We start from the raw sequence: 23,905 nt of genomic DNA, 5'->3' as shown, positions 1-23,905 counted from the left end.
CAAAAATCCCATCTTTTCAACGTCAAATTTGGCTTCAACAAGACGGGAAGTAGAGGATAAAAAACTTAAAATTGTCAACTTAGGTTCGTCGGCCAACATGCATTTTCTGGATCCTGCTAAACGGCAAAAAAATCTGGATGAAGCCAAAAAATACATTGAATTAGCAGACCAATTAGGATGTCCGTTTATACGGGTATTTCCGAATGACCTCCCCAAAGATCAAGATGAAAAAGCGACTGTCGGCGCCATCATTTCAAGCTTAGTTGAATTAGGCGATTATGCGAAATCAAGTGGTGTCAAAGTGTTGCTCGAGATCTATAAATTATAAAATTTTCAGATTTATAGGCAATGATGTAATTACTAATTACAAATCTTTCAATTGGTAGATTTTTCAAAGAAAATAGTACACGTTCTGAATCAACAATCCATTCTGGTTTATTCTTTTTCAGTTCTGAAATTAACTGATTTTCTTCTTTTTGATAATTATTATAGTCTTTGGCAAAAAACCAATCTAATAAATATTGATTTTGTGCCGATTTACTTACGGGTATACCAAATTTCAATAGCTCATAATAATACCCTTGTCCAACAAACCAGCCGAAAATATAAATTTTGCTTTTATAATTATCAGAATTCAATTTTTTACGAAGAAATTGGAAAACACGAATCCTTTCCTTTTTATTCAAATTATTATTAGTTGACCAAAATGGGTTTGCCCCTTTAACGTAAAGTGGATTAACACCTATGCTATTTCTATATTCTTCCAATTTATTGTTTGAAATATATTGATAAACCTCTAATAATACAGATCGATAAAAAATTACATAAGATAGAATTATTAATGCCGCTACTTGTACTTTATGTTGCACTAATTGAATACGAAAACTTGCAAATACTTCCCCTAAAGTCAAACTCATTGGAAAAAATAAAAAAACCTTATAATGGTTGAAATTATTTGTAGAGACAAAAACGACAAAAAGGGAAACAAAGAGGAGTAAAACTGCTTTTAAAGACCTATTTGATAAAAATACTAAGTCATTTAACCTAAATATCCTCCACAACAAATAGACCACAAACGCCACAAATAAAATCCAGAAATACAATATTGATTCTAAAAATACTTGGTTAACATTGACTAATTGAGATAGTAAATTAGACTTATTTGATTGAGCATATAAAAAATTCTTATGCAAATACTCCACTAAAAACGAATCCCATATATCGTTTATAAACAGAAAAAAAATAATTAAAATGGTAATTATCGATGTATATAAAATCAATAAATACGCTTTTTTAATGTCATATAAATACAATTGAATAAAATATATGCACAAAAAATAGCCTGAAAATACAATTGCTTGAGATTTAATAAAAAATAACCCGAAACACATTAAAGCTATAATAAATATTCTTGCATTTTTGTGAGTCCCTGCCTGTTGAAGATAATAGATTATAGCTATTGCAATCATTAGCATATACTCAGTATTATATGCAAAAAAATCGTTAACAGAGGCAGTTAGAGAATATTTAGAATCGTTGGTTATTATAAATAAAAAAAATATTAGAATAGAAATCCATTTACCACCAGCCGATACCGATTTATACAACAGGTAAAACGAGGGGACAATACAAATAAAAAATTGAAATTGCCTCAGTCCTGATAATGTTGGATTTTCCTGAAAAAAATTTAAAAAAGAAAGAAAATATATTGCTAACGGACCTGTTGTATGAGCTACAAAGCCTTCAAACGGAATTGCATTTACTTTTATCCTTTGCAATAAGTAAATCCATTCTAGTTCGTCAATATTAAGGAAATTGCTATTCCATGTTAAAGATCTAATAAACAAAGCTAAAGCAATTAATCCGAAGTAATAAATAGATTTAAATTTTAGCATTACATTACTAATCACAAATATTTTGACCCTAGCTTCTTATTTATTATTAATGTGTAGTCTAAGGGTGAATGAGCAATCAACTTCTTTACAATAGTTCCTAATTTGGACGCTAAATCATTAGGGAATAAATTGTACTTAAATCAATAGAGCAAACAAAAAAGAACTTGATTAATTAAAGGTATTGGGGATTTTTCAAATTCATTTATATTAAGTTTTAAAATTATCTAATGGTCGTATTACTACCATTTATGATAAGAATTGTTAACTAGAATAGGTCCAATAATTTGATAAAATTGAATGGGCTAATTCTGCTTATTTTTATTAGTTTGTTTTGAAATTTCAATAGGACGTAAGAAAATTTTACACCTATAATAACTATGGCAAGGATACGCCCCCATATTCATTTTAACGGAAATACAGAAGAAGCATTTGAATTTTATCGCTCTATTTTTGGCGGAGAATTTTCACGCCTAATGCGATTCAGCGAATTGAATAGTCCTGAATTCTCATTCCCTGAGGAAGAGCAACACAAAATCATGTTAGTTCGTTTACCCATCGGAACTTCCTGTGTTTTATCAGGGAGTGATGTGGCTAATTTTTTAGGCGTGGTGAACGAGGAGGAAAATCGAAGTAAGATTACCGTTAGCGCAGATTCAAAAGAAGAAGCAGAGGCTATATTCCTTGGTCTATCCACAGGTGGTGTAGTAGAAATGCCTATGGATAAGGGGCCTTGGAGGTCCAATTTAGGCACTTTGCGAGAAAAATATGGCATTGAGTGGATGGTGGAATACGTTCAATAAAGCCACCCTCCACCTCAATGCCAATTTAAATTGGGGAGAGGTCATTACGCCCCTTTCATTTATAACTTAATCCCCCATGTTTTATTCAATTTTCGGCCAAGCAATGCGTTTGCGCCAGCGTCATTGAATTTTTCAGATTTTGGATTCCAGGTCAATGATTTATTAACCTCATAGGCAATGTTTCCGATGTTACAAACAGAGGCTGTTCTGTGACCAATCTCCACATCGCATACAGGACGCGTGCGATTGCGCATGGCCGACAAGAAGTCTTTGTAGTGATTCGTACTTTCGTAAACATGCTTTTCATTCGGCCCAATAACACGATCCTTCAAGGCCGCATTCGATGTTTCCAATTTCTTTCTTTGCACACGTAGCGTTCCCTCCGTACCCACAAACTCGATGGCATTATTCCACTCCCAAGGCTGGTGTGTCATCTTAATTCCATTCGCGTACGTATAGGTCAAAAATTCATTGCCATTGGTTTTTGGTGCATCTACTTGAACCGGTCCGCTTCCGTCCATATCCAGTGCCCATTGAACAATATCAAACATGTGAGCGCCCCAATCCGTCATACCGCCACCACCAAATTCCTTGTATTTCCGCCAATTCGGAAACACATCTTTTGAAATTGGAGGAGCCAATTCCGAATTAAACGCAACTGCATCATTCGGTCCTAGCCACTTCTCAAAGTCTAAGCCCGTTGGTAATTCTTCAGCCGTTAAATCATAGGCTATGGGTGGGGGACCAACATTCACTTTAATCGATTTCACTTCCCCTATGTAGCCATTACGAATTAACTCGGCTGCTTGTCTAAATTCTGGCCATGAGCGTTGCATGGATCCTGTTTGAAAAACACGTTTATATTTTCGCGTCGCATCCACCATGGCACGACCTTCTTTTACAGTCAATGAAAGTGGCTTTTCGCAATAAATATCTTTGCCTGCAGCTGCAGCGCGCACAGACATCGCCGCATGCCAGTGGTCTGGGCTAGCAATTACAACCGCATCGATGTTTTTCAGTGCCAATAACTCTGTAAAGTCTTGATATTGGGCTATTTCGGAATAAGATCCAAGCGAAGATGATTTGGAATAAATTTCTTTGACCCGATCCAAAAACAGGTTAGTCTTTGCTTGATAGACCTCAGAAATAGCCGCTATGCGAACCTCACCTGTGCTCAAAAACGAATTGGATAACCCTCTTCCCTGCTTTCCTGTTCCAATAAATCCTAAATTAATGAGATCACTTGGCGCTATATAAGGAGATCCATCTGGACGAGTTCCCCCCAAAACATGTCGGGGAACGATGAAAAAAGAGCCAATGGCAAGGCTCGATTTAGTCAGGAAATCACGTCTATTAATCGAATTTGAGTTTGAGCTTTTCATAGCGAAAATTTATTTTTTTAAATGTATACTTTTTTCAAAAAATCACCTTGTTTTATTCTAATAAATTCATGAATTAAAACATCTTTACATCACAAAGCCTGTTCCAAATCGCTTACATTACTTACTCGTATATATTTCAAAGGGAATCAACATCGTTGACTGCGAAATTTTCTGCTTTTTAGCTAAGGCAATTGCCAAACGCAACGACTCCGAACCTTGCTTCTCCGCATTTTGAATAATCGTCGCATTTAAAAATCCTTGATCGACCGATTTGCGGGCATCCTGAATTCCATCAATACTGACCACATAAACCTTTGGCTTGATTTTAGCATCCATCAAAGCTTGCACAGCTCCCATCCCCATTTCATCATTCTGTGCAAACACTGCTTGCACATCATTTCCATAGGATTGAATCCAATTTTCCATGAGCGACATGGATTTGGCACGATCCCATTCCCCCGTTTGGGAAGCTAGTAATCTTAGATCCGGATATTTCGCTAATACCGCTTTCGCCCCTCGTTCCCGGTCCAATTGAGCCGCTTGTCCCATGTAGCCTTGTATCATCAAAATATTTCCCTTTCCCTGAACATGTTTCGCGATTAATTCCATCGCCATCTTCGCCGATTCAGCATCATCTGAACCCACAAATGCATCAGGCTTCGACTTGGTAGACGAGTTAACATTGACAATTGGAATCTTCGCTTGTTGGGCTTTTTCAACCGCAGGAGAACTCGCCTCAAATTCACACGGATTCAGAATGATCGCATCGACTTGTTGGCTTATGAAACTCTCCACCTGTTCCACTTGCTTTAAAGAAGACCGCTCTGCATCCACAATAATTATTTCCACATCCGCCGTTTTCCCCGATTTCTCAATGGCATCCGCTACCTGTTGGATGAACTCATTTTGCATGCTTAACATGGAGACTCCGATCACCAACTTGTCATTTTTCTTTTCCGAGCAGGCCATACAGCCAACAAAAAGCAATAGCGCGAAAACCGACTTTATATTCATTATTTTTTTAATTTTTGGTACACTAAATCTAAAACCACCGCTAAAATAATTATTCCCCCCATAATAACCTGCTGCCAGTATGCAGAGACGTTAATTAAATCCAATCCATTGTTGATGACACCAATAAACAACACCCCCAATAAAGTCCCCGTAATCGTTCCTTTGCCTCCACGCGTACTTGTACCTCCGATAATCACCGCGGCAATGGCATCAAGTTCAAATCCCAAACCCGCGTTCGGCTGACCTGTATTAATGCGGGCCGTTAACAAAATACCTGCCAAAGCCGCAAAAAATCCACTCAACATATACACATATATTTTGATTCGATTCACGCGAACGCCAGAGACAAAAGCGGCCATTTCGTTTCCCCCAATCGCCTTAACATAGCGCCCAAAAACAGTTTTTGATAAAATGAGTTGGCAAATAATAAAGGACCCAATCAAAAATAAGATGGGAATCGGAATTCCTCCCACGGTTCCATTGCCCAATACATTCAGTGTTTCGTTTAGATCTGAAATAGGCCGACCGTTACTTAATAGCAACGCGAGGCCGCGGCCAATTGTCATCGTTCCCAACGTTACAATAAAGGGGGGAACTTTTGTAAGTACAACAATAACCCCATTAAATGCTCCCATCAAAACACCCACCACAAGTGTTAATAAAAATGCGAATGCAATTGGAAATCCGCCTTGCTGGGACAACAAAGCCACCACAACGCCACAAACAGCTAGTAAAGATCCCAGTGATAAATCTATTCCGCCTGAAATAATCACAAACGTAACGCCAAAAGCCAAAATTGCATTGACCGAGACCTGGTTTAAGATAACCGAAAGGTTCATGGGGGTAAAAAATTTGGACGTCAGGCCACTAAACAAGAGGCAGACAAAAACTAACGCAACAAATATTCCTCCCGTAGGACTCTTAAAAAAAATATTTTTCATGTACCCCTTTATAATGCTAGTTGTAAAACACGTTCAGCGGTGGCATCTTTCCGCAAAAGCTCCCCACGCTGTTTGCCTTTCGAAATAACCACAATTCGATCGCTCATCTGTAATAATTCCGTCATATCCGATGAAATCAATACGATGCCTTTCCCTTCTTTTTTCATTTCCTGTATCAATTGATACATATCAAATTTCGAAACGACATCAATCCCGCGCGTGGGCTCATCCAAAACCATACAAGCCGGATTATTAATGAGCATCCGGCCAAATAAAACTTTTTGTTGGTTCCCTCCACTCAATTGTTCCATTTTTTGTTGGCCACTTTTCACCCGAATATTGAATTTCGTTTGCAGCTCTTTGGTCTTGGCTTGTTCCGGATTTGTTAAGATCCACTGAAATTTTTGGAAAAACTGCATAAGCCCTAAGGTCATGTTTTCGCCAACAGACATTTCGGGAATCATGCCCAATTGTTTTCGGTCTTCTCCTAAATATCCCATGCCTAATGCAATTGCTTCAGCGGGATGTTTCGGGGTAAATTCCTTCCCCAAATACGTCATTTTCCCCTCCGTATGTGGTTTGATTCCCAACATACTTTGACCGATATCTGTGCGCCCTGCGCCAACCAACCCTGCTAAACCAAGAACCTCGCCTGCTCTAACCTGTAAATTAATGCCTTCAAAGACTCCAGAAAGTCCTACATTTTCCAATTCCAATAATACGGCTCCGGGAATCGTTTCCGAAAAAGGATAAAAATCGGCCATGTCTCTGCCCACCATTTTTTGAACTAAAGATCGTGCATTTAACGCATGAACGTCATAGGTTCCTACCATCTCGCCATCACGAAGAACTGAAATCACATCAGCAAATTCAAAAATCTCTTCTAGTTTGTGCGAGGTAAATAAGATGCCTACGTGTGCATCCCGTAGCGTGCGAATCAATTGGCCAAAAAATTTCACTTCAATATCCGTCAATGAGGACGTTGGCTCATCCATCAGAATGACCTGAGCCCCTTGGGATACCGCCCGCATGATCTCAACAATTTGTTGGTTCGCAATCGACAATTCCTTCACCGGCATATCCACGGGAATATCCAACCCATATTGATCAAATAGCTGCTGAACGCGGCCATTGATATCAGAAATGCCCCAAAATTGGCCCTCCGAAAATTCCCTTCCCAAATAGATATTTTCAGCCACGGTCAATTCGGGAATCAATAACAGCTCTTGGTGAATCATGGAGATTCCTGCTGTTAAAATTTCCCGAATTGAGCTGTTCTGAATTTTATTGCCTAAAAAGGAAATATCCCCTGAACTAGGGGATATAATTCCCATGATGCATTTAAATAAAGAAGATTTACCCGCTCCATTTTCCCCTACAATAGCCTGTATTTGGCCTTTTTCTAAGGTCAAACAAATTGATTTAAGGACCTGAGACTCGGAAAAAGATAGCGAGAGGTCCTCAATTACGAGTAAACTCGTACTCAAGGCCATTCAACATGCGTATCTTTCCAAGACTTTGTATTCGCCGATTCAATCACGGCTTCGCAAACACGTTGTGTTTGTAACGCGTCTCTAAATGTAGGTGCACAAGGTGTATTTTCGCCTAAAGCTTTGAAAAAATCAGCCGCTTGATGAACAAAACTATGCTCATAGCCAATAATTAAACCAGGAACCCACCACTTGTCCATGTAAGGCTGATCGCCATCGGTGACTAAAATAGACTTCCAACCACGGGTAATTGATGCATCTGCATGGTCATACATTTCCAAGCGATTTAAATCATGCAAATCCCAACGCAATGAAGCATGCTCGCCGTTTATTTCAAATGTATAAAGGGCCTTGTGGCCACGTGCATAACGGGTAGATTCAAAAAGGCCTAACGAGCCATTATCAAAGTGGCAATGGAAAATACATGCATCATCAATGCCTACTTTTTTCACTGCGCCTGAACCAACGTGAACACGTTCTTTAATAAAGGTTTCCGTCATCGCGGATACATCGGCAATGCCACCATTTAACCACATGGCTGTGTCAATGCAGTGGGCTAATAAATCACCCGTAACTCCTGAACCGGCCGCCTCAACATCCAATCGCCAAGTTCCAGCACCTCCCTGCGGTAAATCAGGTGAAATAGTCCAATCTTGAAGAAAATTAGCCCGGTAGTGAAAAATCCGTCCCAGTTTTCCCGAATCTATGATTTGCTTCGCTAAGCTAACCGCAGGTAAACGTCGGTAATTATACCAAACCGTATTCGCCACACCAGATTTCTCAATCTCTTTGACCATTTCTTCGCCCTCTGCTAACGTTCTTGATAGAGGCTTTTCGCACAAAATCATTTTCCCAGCCTTGGCCGCAGCAATAGCGATTTCAGCATGTGTGTCATTCGGTGTACAAATATCCACCGCATCGATGTCATCGCGGGCAATTAATTTACGCCAATCGGTCTCGTAAGATGCGTATCCCCATTGTTCGGCAAATTGCTTAACACTTGCCTCATTGCGCGAGCAAACCGCTTGTAAAACAGGCTTGCAGGTTAACTCTGGGAAAAAGTTTTGGATACGGTTATATCCATTGGAATGGGTTCTTCCCATAAATCCAGTGCCAATTAATCCAATTCGTATTTGTTTCATAGTTAATAGGTTTATTATGACCAACCATGCGCATTGCGCACTTGAATCATTGCGGCTAAAATATCATTCCAAGTTTTTTGTTGTTCCATCACAGAATTTGAGAACATGCAACCGTCCCAACAAATATGCTTGAACGCCTTGGTTAATTCTCCTTTTTCATCACGAAGCCAGAAACCTGCATCTTCAGAAATCACCAACTTACCGTTGGGATCCGTCGCTTGGCAGTGACGACCGGTCTTATCATGACTTCCCGTTCCATGAACCGTACCGTCATTTTGAGCTACGTGAAAATCAATCGTCCATGGACGAAGAGCAGCAGTCAATTCTTTTAACGAAGCTTTCAATACCTCGCGATCATCCCACTGATAATCAATAGGTAAAATACGATCCTCAGGACAGTTATATCCCATCGTGTAGAGTAAAGTATGCGACATATCCGCTTGGAAACCAATGTTTGGACGGTCTACGGCTTCTAAAGTCTGAATCATATTGCGCCATGAGTGCATGCCACCCCAACAAATTTCTCCTTCGGCAGCTAATCTTTCACCGAAATCTGCGGCGACGTCACAAGCTCTTTGGAATGTGTCAACAATCAATTTCGAATTTCCTTTTGGATCCTTAGCCCAATCCGCTACTCCAGCAGCAGAATCAATACGAACAATGCCATTAGGACGAATACCTATTTTGCGTAATTCAGCACCAATTTCACAAGAGCGACGCACCATATCGACAAACGTGTCACGTGCATCCTTATCTCCCATCGCATTTCCAGCCCAAATAGGTGCTACTAAACTTCCTATTTCTAATCCGTGCGCTGCTACTTTATCAGCTAACGCTTTCGCTCCTTCTTTACCACTTTCGATATCAAAATGAGGAGGCAATAAACCTATATCCACTCCATCAAATTTCACACCATCCACCTCAGCGGCAGCAGTCATGGCTAACATTTTGTCCAACGAAATAACCGGCTCGGAATCTGGACCTTTTCCTACAATACCAGGCCATGTGGCATTGTGTAATTTTGGATAAGTATTCATTTTAAAAAAATTAAGAAGTTTAGAATTTTAAATCTGGATTTGATGGACCAAAGTGCTTCAACATCACAATAGGATCCGTCGTTGAATGATTGGTAATTTGAACGCCAGCTTTTGCTGCTTTCTCAGTAACAAAAAACTCATCGTTGGTCAATTGTCCATAACGAATCAATGAAGGTGTTTCAATATTCCAAACGCCCATTTTACCATGACCTTGCATCATGATTAATCCATAGGCAGCAGCATCCGTAATCGTCACTGTTTGTCCTGGGAAAACAGTTAATTCTTTTGCTGAGAACGCATCTGAACGGTAGCAAATCCACTTTTCAGAATATCCGTTGGCTTCCATTTCCGCCTCATCTGAAACTGGAATAGGTTGCATAAAACGAGTTTCCAATAAATTTGGATTGGTATTTAAATCCCAGTCAATCACTTCCATCAACTGGTCATAATTCCCAATTTCATCTTTTGGAGTACCATTCCACAATAATTCTTCAGGAATTACGGCTTCATTTACTAATGATTGATACATCGCAAATACGTCTGAAGCTTTTTGTGGCTCATACGTACACATGCTTCCCGGAGCGTGCAACATCCCCGGAGGAACATCCCAGCCTGTGCCCGGGATTAAAGGAAATGCTTGAGAATACATGGTGATTTTGTTATCCCCCTTCGTAAAGTTCATCAAACACTCTTTTATTTGCTCTTTAGTTGTTCCCGGTGCGATTCCAAAAAACGTATAGGGAAAATCACCCCCATGGTTATTTAGTTGCGGTGGGAAATAATAGGCTTCTGGTTTTCCCAATTGACCTATCTTAGCGGCATGCTCATCATTGTGGTGAATGTGATGTGGCAAAGGCCCCATGTTATCAAAAAACTTGGAGTACATCGGCCAAGATTTGTATTCATTCCATAAACGATCACCGATCACCTCACCTTTCAATGCTTCGATTACATCAATCAATAGAATCTGCTCTTCTTTTCCACCTTCGGAATAAACAACTGCACTTAAGCCTTCATTTTCACCGGTCAATGGACCATTTTTAGCAGGAGTCGTTGACGATAACCAACGCTCATCGATTCCACCGCGGACGCCACCCAAAACGTAATAATCATCTGGATGTAATTTTATTCTTCTACCTGGCACGCAAAAAGACCTCGGAACCCATGTAGGGGCTAATCGTAAAATTCCTTTTCCTTGCTCTAGCGCTTTAGCTGCATTATTGCTCATTATTCGTTAATTAAATTGATAAAATTAGTATAAGTTGTGTAAGGGCCTACTTCGGGTCCCAACACGGATAAATTCACTTCAATTGATTTTTTTTCTCCTGGGGCTAAGAAAGTCAATGCGTTTGATTCTCTAGCTGCCTTCTGGCCAATCGGTGGATTTGTTCCTGGCTCAATGCCGGTCACATATTCATTTTTGGCAAAATGTTGCCAGTTGGTCAACCACGGTAATTCCCTCTTATCAAAAGAAATCTGAACCCCCAATTGCTTTTTTTCATTCCATAAACCACAATATACCTGATGATCTGAATTTGCCTCGGGCTCTATAAATACCACAGATTCACCAGGTCCATCATGAACGGACAAAGGATTCGGGCATTTTTTGATGTTCGTGCTACCCAGTAAATTGGGATCTGACGCGACGCGGTGCTTCCCTTTCCAAATGATGTCCGTTCCTTCGTCGACCAAAGGCCAACCGAAATTAAAATGATATAAAAGCATGAAAGGAGCCGGCGTATTACCCTCATTCATCACCTCATCTTTAATCGTTAAACCTGCTTGTCCCAAACGACCCGATATGGTTCGCTTCAGTGTCAAACACGGTCCAAAAATTTTATGTTGGCGTATAATTCCTGTAATCGACATATCTAAATTACCTGCACGTATATCTGGTTGCTGAATAGAAATGATTTCTGCGGGTATGTTACTGATTAAACCATGCACGCCACGCGTACCATGCGCATCTTCATCAGGTCCACCTACATGATCTAAACCACACGTAACCAAAAGGCCTCCACCAAATGTACGAAGCCAATCAATTCCTTGGTTCGACATAGGTTGAGGCCCTAAAACTCCTACGTGACTTATCCACGCAAGACTATGCTGGTTGAAAAATGCCTCCGCAATATCCATGGCACGATCAAGTACCACTTTATAACGAAATCCTGAACCCGTATCAATCCAAGCAATTCGGACTCCTTTACCTGCACCGTTATCTAAAACGGACGTCTCAATTCCTCCTAATTGCTTGTGATTCGATATTTTATCGGTCCATTCTGGCATAATTCATTTTACTTTTTCTTAAACATGGCGTTACTTTCGCTTCCGCCTGACATCAAATAAGCCATTAAATCTTTTAATTCTTCGCCATTTAAGCTGTTAATCAAACCTGGCAACATACTTGATACCGGCGAATATTTCATGCTTAATACATTCTTCTTCAAAATCTTTTCAACATCATCCGGAGCGTATGGATTTTGAGAAATGTAGTAGGCCATTTTATCCTGATTGGTTAATCGGCCTATGACCGAAGTTCCATTGCGTAGCATAATTTGCGTCGCGGCATATTGATCCGAAACAGTTTTGTTTGGATTTATGATGGACTCCAACATATCTTTTTTCGAGAATCGCGTACCTAAATTAGTTAGATCTGGTCCCACGTTTCCGCCGCCTTCGCTTCCTAAAGCATGGCAACGAATACAAGTAGTCGCGGCGTACATTGATTTTCCATTTTGGAAATCACGGTCAGTTAATGGAGCATCCAATAACGCTACCGCATCATCCAACTTCCATTGCTTTCCAGGTCCTTTCGGATAATTGATATTCATAACATCATTCCCATTCGAAGTTAACATATCTGCACCGCCCAATTTGTCATAATAAGCGCGCTTACTTTCAGCCACATTTTTTAGAGCTAATTTTCGTGCCCGATCGATGAAGCCAACATAACTACGTCCGCCTGAAAATTGGAATGAACTTTTGAACCAATTGAAATATTGTTCGTGCAACGCAGGAGTCCAATTATTTTTAGCCGCAGACAACATTGTGGCCATGTAGGTTTGCTGTGCAGGTGGAATTTTCTCCAACATCTTCGCAATATCCGTTCCATATTGTGGGTTACGCATAATTAAATCTGCGGATGAAGTTGCAGATTCAACACGGTATGCTGTTGCGCTAGCCGTATCCTTCGTTTGCATTAATTTTAAGGTACGCTCAATTACATTAGGCGCCTCCAAAGGAACAAGTAAGCGACTCAATGCTCGGTCCATATTCATGCGGTTTGATGGATATTTGGCATCAAATTTCGCAATGATTTTTGATGACATCGATGCATCCGGCATACCTAAACGCAACATTGCTAATTCATATGCACGCAAGATATCTAGCGTTTGAGATTCCGTAAATGCTTTGTTGTCGATTGCCAATAAAGCTGCATAAATCCCTGATTTAAATTCAGGCTTGCTTTGACGAATTAGACCGATAAGTGCCTGCGTTGCGGCAATCGGATCTTTTTCCGACATAGCTTTATCTTTCCACTCAGCAACTGGCTGGTGCTCCAATGCCATTCGAGCTGCATAGCGAATAAAACGATCTGGGTGCTTTAAATAAGGCCAAGCAAATGCAACGGCTGCTGGATTTGCTCCTTGGTGAAATTGCTCAATCTTACGACGAGTTTCGTTTAATGCATTAGGAGCTGCCACTAATGTTTTTGCACTAGCTTCTTCTGTCCCTACATAACTTACACGATATACATCAGATTCTAAACGACGACCACCGGCCATAAAGTAAAGTGCTCCATCCGGTCCAATAACACCATCTGTCAAAGGCAATGGAATACCTGAAATAAACTCTTCGCGATCTGCCAAGAAAGTAGATCCAGAAGATTTTAATTTAATTAAGTGACCAATACCAAATGTCCAGTCAAAAGCCAACAAAGATTTCTTGTATTTAGCTGGAAACTTAGCATCCTTCAAAGACAATAAACTGGTAGGTGATCCTTGTCCAATATTCAATACTGGAGGTAAATTATCTGGATAAGTTGTTGACCATTTGCTATTACCTGTTCTCCAACCATACTCACTACCACTCGTTACATGGCAAATACGTGTTGGACGATACCAAGGTAAACCAAAATCCCACTCCATATCCGCATCATACGCAAATAAATCTCCTGTCTCATTAAAAGCTATATCAAAAGCATTACGATATCCAGCAGAAACCAATTCCCATTTTTTACCCTCTGGATCTATGTTGGCAATCCAACCACCCGGAGCCATACGGTCATTCGCATGTCCACGTGGATCTTTGATCAATGGGAAAATGTTATCTTCTTGCCAGTTTTTAGGCAGACGATATGCATCCATTTCAGGTACATCAGTATGATTTCCTGAAATCAAGAAAATAGATTTCTTATCAGGAGATAAAATGATACTGTGTGGACCATGTTCGCCTTCTCCTTTAAATTCTTTCATCAACGTGATTTTGTCAAATTGATCATCTCCGTCTAAATCCTGAACTCGGTACAAACCACTTCCTCTAGGAGTATAGCCAGGAGCAGGTCCACGACCCGAAGGAGCCGAAGCGCCAGGTCTAGTTGCACGCGCATTAACCATCACATACAAACTATTGAATGCGTAAAGCATTCCATGCGCGTTTCCAATACCTAAGGTATCAACGCCTTTGCCAAATTTCAATTTCTCTACCTTTGGCTTCACGCTGGCCGCTCCGATCGCAGGAATCGTTAAACGATATAAACCACCATATTGATCTGAACAAATCATGCGACCTTTATCATCAAAAGTCATCGAAACCCAAGAACCCATGTTTTCATCAGATGGGCTTATTAAGTGTTCAATTTTAAAACCAGGTTGTAATCTGATTTTATCCAACTTAGGATTTGCCCCTTCCACTTGAGCAGGTTCAATCTTAAATAAACTGTTGTAGCCAGCACTTCCTAGGCCAACTACCGCAACGAGCGCTAATAAATACTTAAAAATTGGTTTCATGTTATTTTAGGTTTTTGATACGAATATTCCTGTACGCTACTTTCATCGGAGGGCCTACGTGTACTTGAACGCCTAACCAACCTTCTGATTTGCCATTAACTTTATCCAAGTCCGTGACGTCACTCATTAAAACTCCATTGACATAATGTAAAAGGCGATTTCCTTTAACAATCAAATGTACTTCATTCCAATCCTCTGATTTAATCTTCGTTTTCAACGTATCTGAATTTCCTAATGACCCTGTTACCTTACGAGGCAACCAGGCATTACGAGCTGAATAAGCACGAAGGTTGTTTTTAACTTCTGGATCCGTTTGCTCGTTCACATTCACAATCTCACCACGGTATCCTAGGGTTGTCCGGCCACGTTCCTCGTAGTTTTGACCCGTATAACGAATCGCACCATCGATGTCGGCCTGATATCCTTTTAATGCAAATGGCAAATCGGGCAATAACTCCTCAGAACGATAATTGATTCCTGTATTACCCTCTTTCGAGATTTTAACCTCACATTTCAATTCGAAATCAGATGGTTTGGCATCCCGGTAAATAATAAAGGTATTGCGCTTTAATAGCGTTGCCGGCGTGATTTCACCAACAATACTGCCATTTTCCACCCGCCAGTAGGTAGGATCTCCTTCCCATCCCTGTAAGGATGTTCCGTTAAAAATGGATTTAAACCCCTTCTCTGACTGTTTGTTTTTCTGGCCAAAGCTAGGAGCTTGAAGAGCCAGTAAGGAGACAAATAGCCATATGAATCGATGGTAATAAGTTTTCATATGTATTGGTTTAGAATTTTAAATTAGTTTAAAAAGTTTAAAAAATGGTTTAGTAGGTATGAAATTTTTCACTATAATTTTTCAAATAGAAAAACCCCCTTTTTATTTGATAGAACAAGGTCTTCTTTTTTATCTCGATTCATGTCCTGTACAAAAAAGTGAATGCCAGAACCAGAATCTTCATCGATGACGTGGGCTTTCCATTTAGGTGAATGACTTGGAATCAATTCGTACCAAACAAGTAACGCCTTTTCAAATTCTCCCGGGTCTTTTCCATTGTGCGCCATGTAGCGTTTACCCGTAATAAAATCTGCGTGCCCATCTCGATTTACATCATGCTGCTGAAGCGCATGTGTCTGCGATAATTCCTTTTGAATTAGGTGTGTCTCCACATCGCCTTTGGCTAAATCTTTCACCTCATGCCACCACGTACCATAATCATGCGCGGAAGAACTCAAAATATCCATGTCCCCATCACCATCAAAATCTTGCACATAGATTTGCGATGCGTCATAGGATAAATTTAAAGGATGGAAAGTCCAAGCTTGAGTTAAATCGCTAGGCATTTCCCACCAACCTTCTTTAATAATTACATCTTTGCGCCCATCTTTATTTAAATCTCCAAAACCCAAACCATGCGTATATTTATGCGTACCTAATGTTGGGTTAGAAGAAATGACATGAGCCACCCACGTGGTATCTTTCTTTCCAGGTGCCTCTAGCCAAATCACTTGCTTATTTTTAGAGTCGTTACCAATTAAATCCTGACGACCATCCCCATTAACGTCTTCAAATAAAGGCGATTCATTCCCAAACGAGCTGTACAATTCATGCCTTTTCCAAAGTCCTGGCTTATTTTGGTTATTTTCCAACCAATGAATTGCTTCGCCAGGCAACCCAATTTTGATAATATCAATCCAACCATCGTGATTAATATCAGCCGCAAATTGAGCGAATGAATCCGCATATCCTTCATCAACTTTAAAGGGATATCCTGCAGGAAATTTTTGTAACGATTTATTGTAGCGAACTTCTGTGGTAAATGTGTGTTGGGTCCAACGCGGAGCTTCGAACCAAAAAGCACCGGCAATGATATCTTTTTTCCCGTCACGATTCACATCTCCTATGCAAACACCCTCTGAAACGAATGTAGACGTAAGCGTAATTTTTTTAAACCTTGGTGGATTCGCAGCAAAAATATTCGTGCTGAAAAAAAAACAAACGGCTAAAAAAATTTGACGGATAGGCATGTGCGAGAAAAAATAGAGCTGCCGAGTTAACGGCAGCTCTAAAAAGAAAATTGACTTATTTAATATTCGGATTCAATGCCGCCTCATCAGCAGGCATCGGATAGTATTTCTCAATTACAGTAAATGAGTTACTCCGAAGTGTGAAACCTCTTTGATAGTAATGTGCAAATGGATCTGCTTTGATTCTATTTCCTTTTGCTGTAATTACTTCTTTAAAAGTATCCGTTCTCGTTAAGTCATGCCAGCGCTTATTCTCAAACGCTAATTCCATACGACGCTCCTTCATTAAAGCTGTACGAAAATCCGCTTGAGTTGTAGCAGTCGTCTCCGCCAATCCTGCACGCTTACGCACTTGGTTCATGAATGGAGCTGCTTCAGCCGTTTTTCCTTGTTCGTTCAAGGCCTCCGCCAAGAATAAAAGAACTTCTGAGTACCGGAAAATAGGCCAGTTCATTCCGTGGTTACCATTCAATGAATGTGGTCTCACGAACTTCTTGATATAAGGATACGTTTTGGCTTCCCAAAGTGTACTTGCACAAGTAATGTATCCTATGGATGCATCTTTCCGTAAGTCACCAGGCTCATACGCAGCGATAAGTTCAGGCATTGGAGCGTTATTACCCTCCCCAGTTTGTGGCTGTGGATTTGAGGTTTGAGATAAAGTCACCAATTCACTTGCAGACATCGGGCGAGGTAAAAAGTTATACATAAAACTTCCTTGAAACCCATTCGCTCCCTCTTGATACTGAACCTGAAAAATGCTTTCTGCATTATTCTTATTTCCTGTACTTGTTGTAAAGGCATCATTGTAGTTTGGCATCAATGAATGCTGCCCTTCTGCAATAATTTCTTTACATAGTTTTTCCACTGCTGCCCAGTTTTTCTGAATCAAGTACATATTTGCCAAAAGTGTTTTAGCTGCAGCAGAGGTTGCGCGACCTGGCTCTTGCGTTGATTTAGACTTTAATGTTGCGGCAGCAGCCGTCAAATCACCAATGATGATTTTTTCTAAATCAGCGGCAGTGCCCAACTTAGCAGCAGCTTGTTCACGATTAGCCACAGCGGTTAATTGAAGAGGCCCTTTATTGAAATAACGATAAATTTCAAAATAAGCGAAAGCACGCATAAACTGTGCTTGACCCTTCAGGTTACCTTTGGCTGCAGCATCAAAATCAGCCTTATCAATAAGATCTAAAATTTGATTCGCCCGTGCAATGATCAAATAATCTTGACGATACTGATTAAGTACGTGTGTATTTGTAGTTAGACCATTTGATACTGGGATTGAAAAATCTGCCAAATCCTCTTGTTGCTCAGTAGCACCAAATGCCGTATTTCGAAAATAATACGTATTATCCGAGTGCATCTCCGACAATAAATACGAACGATCATTGTATATCGTACGTAATGGTACGTAACAAGCGTTCACCGCTTGCGTAAAATCCGCCTCCGTTTTGAAAAACGTGACCGAACTTAAACTCGTTTCTGGTGTTATTTCCAAAAATTCAGCTGTGCAACCAGATAGTCCTATGGCCAACAAACAGCTTAATATGATTTTATTTTTCATTTTTTCTAAAATAAACGTTTGATAGTTAGCTAGTTAAAAATTGAAGTTTGCGCCTACCGTGAAAGTTCTTGGAACTGGGTAGTTTGATAAATCTACACCTGGGCTCAAGTTACCGCCATCACCTTGACCATTACTTTGAGCCGAGGTTTCTGGATTAGGTCCTCCCCAATATTTGGTAAATACGTAAGCTTGTTGGCAAGACGTATACACACGAAGTGACTTGTAAACTTTAGTTGGCTTCGTAAATGTGTAACCCAACGTGATGTTACGAATCGTGAAATAAGACGCATCCGCAACAAAACGGCTGTTCATCCAATCACGCTCGATACCGGTTACGTTACCACCACCAACAGTCGTTCCGTACATACCCATACCTGGGTTAGCCTCCGAACGGAAACGGTATTTAGCGCCTTCTACCATGTTAAATACCCCATCTAAATTAGCTGTGGAATAAATATGTCTCACTAGCAATTGATTGCCTTGTGATCCTGATCCGATAATATTAAAATCCCAATCACCATAGGTTATGTTATTCGTAATTCCATAGACAAAATCAGGAAAAGGATTTCCCATAATCGTCCGGTCATCGTTATTTCCGCCAAAATCAATCCTCCCGTTGCCGTTAATATCTCTAAGTTTGATACTTCCTACTGTGGAACGTCCTGGTACGTTAGGGGAATTAGCTAAATCTGCCGCATTTTTATACATACCCTCTGAGATCAAACCATAAAATTGTCCAAATGGCTTGCCTACTTGCGTAATGTGAAACGTTCCGTACACACGGTCAATACCTGGAGCTAACGCAACCACAACGTTTCGGTTAAACGAAATATTTGCGTTTGTTGTCCACTTCAATTTCCCTGTCGTATTTTTTGTATTCACAGAAAACTCGTGACCCCAGAACTTAATTTCTCCGATGTTATCATTGAAATTTCCGAAACCCGATTCTTGTGCAATTTGAACTGCATACAATAGATTCGTTGTATTCTTTTTGTAATAGTCATACGCAAAGTTGATGCGATCATCAAACATATTAATATCAACTCCCAAATCTAATTGCTGCGTTGTCTCCCAACCTAAATTAGGATTTGCTAGTGAACTTACCGCAGCTCCTGTTGCAACCGTATTACCAAATACGCCGTTAACTGTATTATTAATTAAGGCATATGAGGTATAGTTTCCTAAGTTATTATTTCCAATAATTCCCCAGCTTCCTCTCAATTTCATGAATGAAACCATTGGTAAATCGCGCATGAATGGTTCATCTGAAACAACCCAACCTGCGCCTACAGAAGGGAAGGTTCCCCAGCGATTATCTGCTCCAAAACGAGACGATCCATCACTACGAATAGCCGCATTAAATAAGTATTTACCTTTATAGTTATAGTTCAAACGAGCTAAATAGGATGTTAATGACCACTCTTGTACACCCGAGTTCGTTCCTCCACGCGCGATATTAATCGCTCCTTGAATTGTAGGAAGGCGATCATCGGCGTACGTATCCGCTTGAATTCTTGTCGATTCTTGACGGAAATATTGATTCGTATAACCTCCTAAAATTTCAAATTTATGGTCATCCCAAAGCGTCTTTCCGTATGTTACCGTATTTTCATTTAACCATGATAAGTTTTCAATGTTTTCACGGATTGAAGCGGCGGTTGTTGGAATAGGCGTATTAATTGCAGAAGTAGCTTCTGATGGATTAAAGAAAAAGAATTTAGTTCTTAAAATTTCTCCATTCATAGATGAACGTACTTTTAAGCCTTTGATTGGCTCATACTCAACGAACGCATTAGACAATAAATTTGTCGCTGTTGTTTCATTGATTAACTGATCCGCCGAACGAACCCAGTTGGCATACGCAAATATATTACCCGTACTCGCAGGGAATCTATTGAACTTGGTCAACGTTTTTCCGTCAGCCTCATAAATAGGCATGATTGGCCACGTATGTAATGCATTAAACAAAATACCTGTTCCACGATCACCGTCAGTTCTTGGCGTATTGTCATATACCAATTGTGGTGCTAGGTTAAACCCAACAGTTACCTTATCAGAAATGTCATAGGTAGAATTTAAACGTAATGAATACCGCTGATAGTCCGTATTTCTAACAACACCCTTTTGATCTAATACACCAGCAACCAACGAAGTTCTTGACTTTGGCGTGTTGGACGTGATGGTTAAGTTATGGCTAGTAATTGGTGATGTACGAAGTAATGCACCATACCAATCGTTGTTTTTGTCTTTGTATTGAGATGGATTTTGAAATTCCGCTGGTACGGGTTGTTTCGCATCTTCAAAAGACTCCTTCTTAAATTGTGCAAATTCCTCCGCATTCATCATTTTTAGACGGCCTTTCATCGGAACTTGTTGCATACCCGTGAACGTATTGAAACTTACAGACATTCCTGAGCCTTTTCCTTTCTTCGTCGTAATCAACACGACACCATTTGCCGCACGTGAACCGTAAAGTGAGGTAGAAGATGCATCCTTTAAAACGGAGATGTCTTCAATTTCATCCGGGTTCATGGCACCGATGGAGCCTGTAATAGGAAAGCCATCGACAACATACAATGGATCAGAACCTGCTGAAACCGACAATTGTCCACGAATACGAATGTTCATTCCTTGTCCAGGGCGACCAGTGGTTTGGTTAATTTGAACACCGGCTAATTGGCCCTGTAATTTCTGGCCGATCTGCGTAACGGGCAAATCTTTTAGGTCCTTGTAAGAAATCGTTTGAACAGCACCGGTGATTTCTTTCTTACTTTGGCTACCGTAACCTACTACGACGATTTCGTTTAAGGTTTTGTTGTCAACAGTTAAGATTACGTCCACCGACTTCTGCCCGGTGTAAACCACATCCGTTGTGTTGAAACCCACGGAACTTATGCGTAAGGTTTCATTTCTACTCACCGTGATTTTAAAATTACCTTCTCCGTCAGTGGATGCACCGCGGGAAGTTCCGACTACTGAAACAGAGGCCCCGATAACCGGTTCTCCATCTGTTCCTTTCACTTTTCCTGTGGCGGCTTGCTGCTGCGCCATCAAGGTACTCGATAGAATTAAAAACAGCCCTAGGAATATTCCCATTGACCGAATTCCAATTCGATGAATCGTTGAAATGTTTTTCATAGTTAAAAGTTTAAGGTTTAAAGGATTTGAAAAAGATACCTATATACGTTAATAATACTACTTTGGACACAAGTATAACACCTAAGCGTGCGGCAACTATCCTTATGTGAGCATAGGATAGTTAAATTTATTATTAAAATATTATAATAACGTTTTGAATTATTTTTATTAGGACAGTTTGGTTGTCAAAAACATATAAAATAGGCATGTAACTGAAATTGAAAACTTAGCCTTAAATTTGCCCCCCCCATCATATCTCTTTTGATTTGTAATCCATTTGTATGAAGTGTAAACTTTTTATCGCAATTCTAGCCATTAGCTGTCAAATTTCATTTGCGCAAAACAGTCGCTTATTCACGACCAATACCATTGGTTGGTACAATTATTTAGGCACCTTCAAGTTATCAGAAAAGACAGGGATGCACACAGAATACCAATGGCGTCGAAATGACCTGCTTACTAGCTGGCAGCAAGGCCTATTACGAGTTGGGCTAAATTACAATTTAACCCCTCGAGTTCTACTAAGAGGGGGTTACGCCTGGGCGGAAACCTATCCTTATGGAGAATATCCGCTTAATAAAATGGGTAGAGATTTTACGGAACATCGAATTTTCGAAATGGTCCAGCTGTCTCAAAAGGAAGGTGTTGTCGAAATTTCTCACCGATTTATGTTGGAGCAAAGGTTTATCGGAAGATATAGTTCGGTCAATGTGATGAGCGAAGACGAGTTTCCACTAGCTCACAGAGCGAGATATATGATTCGCCTACAAGTCCCATTAAATGGTCGAGAAATCAAAGATAAGACGGCTTACCTAGCGGCTTATGATGAAATATTGATCGGCTTTGGGAAAAATGTAAATACCAATATTTTTGACCAAAATAGAATTGGCATTTTACTTGGTTATCGTTTCACCAAAAACGTGAGAATTGAAGGAGGGTATATAAATCAAACGTTGCAATTGGGAAGACAAATAAACGGTCAAAATATTTTTCAAAATAACAATGGCCTAATTCTCAATGCTACCTTAAATCTAGACCTAACTAAGTCGAAAGAATAAACTATTCGTCCAGAAATAGGACGTGGCTTAAACCAAAAAAGAGGTCTTTAATTGACCTCTTTTTGATTTGTGCTCTCTCCATCAATTGAACAATAGGACATTTAATTTGGAATACGTTTAATTACAAATTATAACTTTTTCTAACCATCAAAAAGTATAACTTATCCGAAAGTATTTTCCTAAGCAGTAACAACAAGGGACCAGGTTTTCCAACCGCATACCGCATTTGGCTTGTGTTGTCAGTTGCTGCTTGAAAAATGGTTTTAGCAACAACTTCTGGCCCTTCCGCATCCTTCATTACTTTTTCAGCAGCTTGATTAAATTTTTGAATAAACCCATCGTATTGATTCGTGGTTGAAGATTTAACAAATTGTCTACTTCTACCATAAAAGTCGGTGACAATCGGACCTGGTTCAATCAATTTCAGTTGGATATTAAATTGCGCTAATTCATAGTGCAACGATTCGGTGAAACCTTCAACGGCAAACTTTGTCGCATGGTAAATGCTATACAATGGAAATGTAATTTTACCTCCCATACTAGAAATTTGAATGATCATACCGCCGCCTTGTGGGCGCATCCGCTTAATTGCTTCGCGGGTCACACGCATTAAACCGAACACATTGGTGCTGAATTGCTTTTCAATAATCTCATCGGACATCGCCTCGAAAGTTCCGTCAACTCCATAGCCAGCATTGTTAATCACCACATCTACCTGGCCGAAATCTGATATAGCCCGGTCTATCGCTTGCTCTACACTGAATAAATTTGTCACATCCAATGCATATAGTTTTACATTAGCGAAGTTCGCAAAATCCGTTTCTTTCTCGGGGCTTCGTTGCGTCGCCGCCACATTCCATCCGTTACGAGCAAATTCTAATACGGCAGCCTTTCCTATCCCGCTTGAGGTTCCTGTAATCAATACTGTTTTGTTCATCCTGTTGTTTTTTTGACAAACATATCGGCTTATTTCTAAACCCACAACAGTAGAGTATAGTCTATGGTTGATATTTATTTTTATCCTGCCTATATTTGAAACATGCTAATAAACGAACTATCTAAAAAATCAGGGCTTTCTGTTCACACAATCCGCTTTTATGAAAAGTCGGGGCTTCTTGAAGGAAAACAAGATGAAGCCGTTAAGTCCAACAACTATTTCCATTATGATGACGTAGCTGTTGAAAAACTAGAATTCATTAGTGACGCAAAATCTGTTGGATTCACGATTAAAGAAATAGGCCAAATGATTGACGCTTGGTATAACAATAAGTATAGCAAATCACAAAAGCTGGATATCCTAGACGAAAAGTTAATCTCCTTAGAACAAAAAATGAAGGAGATGAAAGATATGAAAAAGCAGCTCCTTCAATTCAAGGATGACGTAATTCATGACCGGTGCTAATG

General features: G+C 40.0%; 19 protein-coding genes. 4 read left to right on the top strand and 15 right to left on the bottom strand.

The genetic code is table 11. The features are described from left to right. Positions 1-28: 28 nt before the first annotated feature. Positions 29-328 (top strand): sugar phosphate isomerase/epimerase family protein, encoded by a 300-nt coding sequence (locus ACIQ6T_RS01985; protein ID WP_395783692.1) that lies wholly within the window; start codon positions 29-31, stop codon positions 326-328. Here the strand turns inward: ACIQ6T_RS01985 and ACIQ6T_RS01980 are convergent. Continuing rightward, on the bottom strand, positions 297-1,910 hold the full coding sequence (locus tag ACIQ6T_RS01980) for a hypothetical protein (protein WP_395783690.1): 1,614 nt from the start codon (positions 1,908-1,910) through the stop codon (positions 297-299). The genes ACIQ6T_RS01985 and ACIQ6T_RS01980 overlap by 32 nt on opposite strands. 362 nt (positions 1,911-2,272) lie before the next feature. Between ACIQ6T_RS01980 and ACIQ6T_RS01975 the strand changes: the two genes are divergently transcribed. Continuing rightward, on the top strand, positions 2,273-2,695 hold the full coding sequence (locus ACIQ6T_RS01975) for a VOC family protein (protein ID WP_395783688.1): 423 nt from the start codon (positions 2,273-2,275) through the stop codon (positions 2,693-2,695). Between the two features lie 59 nt (positions 2,696-2,754). Here the strand turns inward: ACIQ6T_RS01975 and ACIQ6T_RS01970 are convergent, their stop codons facing one another. The 13 genes from ACIQ6T_RS01970 to ACIQ6T_RS01910 form a co-directional block, all read right to left on the bottom strand. Next, the gene (locus ACIQ6T_RS01970; RefSeq protein ID WP_395783686.1) at positions 2,755-4,077 is read right to left on the bottom strand and encodes a Gfo/Idh/MocA family protein; all 1,323 of its coding nucleotides are present in this window, start codon (positions 4,075-4,077) and stop codon (positions 2,755-2,757) included. Between the two features lie 117 nt (positions 4,078-4,194). Further along, entirely contained in the window at positions 4,195-5,091 is an 897-nt protein-coding gene (locus tag ACIQ6T_RS01965) for a substrate-binding domain-containing protein (protein ID WP_395783684.1), read from the bottom strand. Then, positions 5,091-5,930: an ABC transporter permease gene (locus ACIQ6T_RS01960; protein ID WP_395783682.1), complete on the bottom strand. Its 840-nt coding sequence runs from the start codon at positions 5,928-5,930 to the stop codon at positions 5,091-5,093. Before ACIQ6T_RS01960 ends, ACIQ6T_RS01965 begins: the two co-directional genes overlap by 1 nt. A 110-nt stretch (positions 5,931-6,040) precedes the next feature. Then, a complete protein-coding gene (locus ACIQ6T_RS01955) occupies positions 6,041-7,525 on the bottom strand; it encodes a sugar ABC transporter ATP-binding protein (protein WP_395783680.1) in 1,485 nt (494 codons plus the stop codon). Next, positions 7,516-8,664: a Gfo/Idh/MocA family protein gene (locus ACIQ6T_RS01950; protein WP_395783678.1), complete on the bottom strand. Its 1,149-nt coding sequence runs from the start codon at positions 8,662-8,664 to the stop codon at positions 7,516-7,518. Before ACIQ6T_RS01950 ends, ACIQ6T_RS01955 begins: the two co-directional genes overlap by 10 nt. Before the next feature lie 14 nt (positions 8,665-8,678). Continuing rightward, complete coding sequence (locus tag ACIQ6T_RS01945; RefSeq protein WP_395783676.1) at positions 8,679-9,701, bottom strand: sugar phosphate isomerase/epimerase family protein; 1,023 nt, start codon at positions 9,699-9,701, stop codon at positions 8,679-8,681. Between the two features lie 19 nt (positions 9,702-9,720). Continuing rightward, entirely contained in the window at positions 9,721-10,929 is a 1,209-nt protein-coding gene (locus ACIQ6T_RS01940) for a class I mannose-6-phosphate isomerase (protein ID WP_395783674.1), read from the bottom strand. Further along, complete coding sequence (locus tag ACIQ6T_RS01935) at positions 10,929-11,987, bottom strand: aldose 1-epimerase family protein (RefSeq protein WP_395783672.1); 1,059 nt, start codon at positions 11,985-11,987, stop codon at positions 10,929-10,931. Before ACIQ6T_RS01935 ends, ACIQ6T_RS01940 begins: the two co-directional genes overlap by 1 nt. Before the next feature lie 8 nt (positions 11,988-11,995). Continuing rightward, positions 11,996-14,710 carry a c-type cytochrome gene (locus ACIQ6T_RS01930; protein ID WP_395783670.1) on the bottom strand — a complete coding sequence of 905 codons (2,715 nt, stop codon included), beginning with the start codon at positions 14,708-14,710 and terminating at the stop codon, positions 11,996-11,998. A 1-nt stretch (position 14,711) separates the two neighbouring features. After that, positions 14,712-15,488 carry a DUF1080 domain-containing protein gene (locus ACIQ6T_RS01925; protein ID WP_395783668.1) on the bottom strand — a complete coding sequence of 259 codons (777 nt, stop codon included), beginning with the start codon at positions 15,486-15,488 and terminating at the stop codon, positions 14,712-14,714. Between the two features lie 71 nt (positions 15,489-15,559). Then, positions 15,560-16,738: an FG-GAP repeat domain-containing protein gene (locus tag ACIQ6T_RS01920; RefSeq protein WP_395783666.1), complete on the bottom strand. Its 1,179-nt coding sequence runs from the start codon at positions 16,736-16,738 to the stop codon at positions 15,560-15,562. Between the two features lie 55 nt (positions 16,739-16,793). Next, complete coding sequence (locus ACIQ6T_RS01915) at positions 16,794-18,305, bottom strand: RagB/SusD family nutrient uptake outer membrane protein (RefSeq protein ID WP_395783664.1); 1,512 nt, start codon at positions 18,303-18,305, stop codon at positions 16,794-16,796. A 33-nt stretch (positions 18,306-18,338) separates the two neighbouring features. Continuing rightward, positions 18,339-21,356, bottom strand: a complete 3,018-nt coding sequence (locus tag ACIQ6T_RS01910) for a SusC/RagA family TonB-linked outer membrane protein (RefSeq protein WP_395783851.1) — start codon at positions 21,354-21,356, stop codon at positions 18,339-18,341. A 368-nt stretch (positions 21,357-21,724) separates the two neighbouring features. On the opposite strand from ACIQ6T_RS01910, the gene ACIQ6T_RS01905 reads away from it, so the two are divergent. Then, positions 21,725-22,501 (top strand): DUF2490 domain-containing protein, encoded by a 777-nt coding sequence (locus ACIQ6T_RS01905; RefSeq protein WP_395783662.1) that lies wholly within the window; start codon positions 21,725-21,727, stop codon positions 22,499-22,501. A 121-nt stretch (positions 22,502-22,622) separates the two neighbouring features. Here the strand turns inward: ACIQ6T_RS01905 and ACIQ6T_RS01900 are convergent, their stop codons facing one another. Further along, positions 22,623-23,438: an SDR family oxidoreductase gene (locus tag ACIQ6T_RS01900; RefSeq protein ID WP_395783660.1), complete on the bottom strand. Its 816-nt coding sequence runs from the start codon at positions 23,436-23,438 to the stop codon at positions 22,623-22,625. Between the two features lie 102 nt (positions 23,439-23,540). Between ACIQ6T_RS01900 and ACIQ6T_RS01895 the strand changes: the two genes are divergently transcribed. After that, positions 23,541-23,903 carry a MerR family transcriptional regulator gene (locus ACIQ6T_RS01895; protein ID WP_395783658.1) on the top strand — a complete coding sequence of 121 codons (363 nt, stop codon included), beginning with the start codon at positions 23,541-23,543 and terminating at the stop codon, positions 23,901-23,903. The last annotated feature ends 2 nt before the right edge of the window (positions 23,904-23,905 follow it).

Origin of the sequence: Aquirufa sp., from assembly GCF_044377215.1 — a bacterium.
Taxonomy (GTDB): Bacteria; Bacteroidota; Bacteroidia; order Cytophagales; family Spirosomataceae; genus Aquirufa.
Note: the sequence above shows the minus strand (reverse complement) of the source record. Positions and strands in the feature narration are given on the sequence as shown.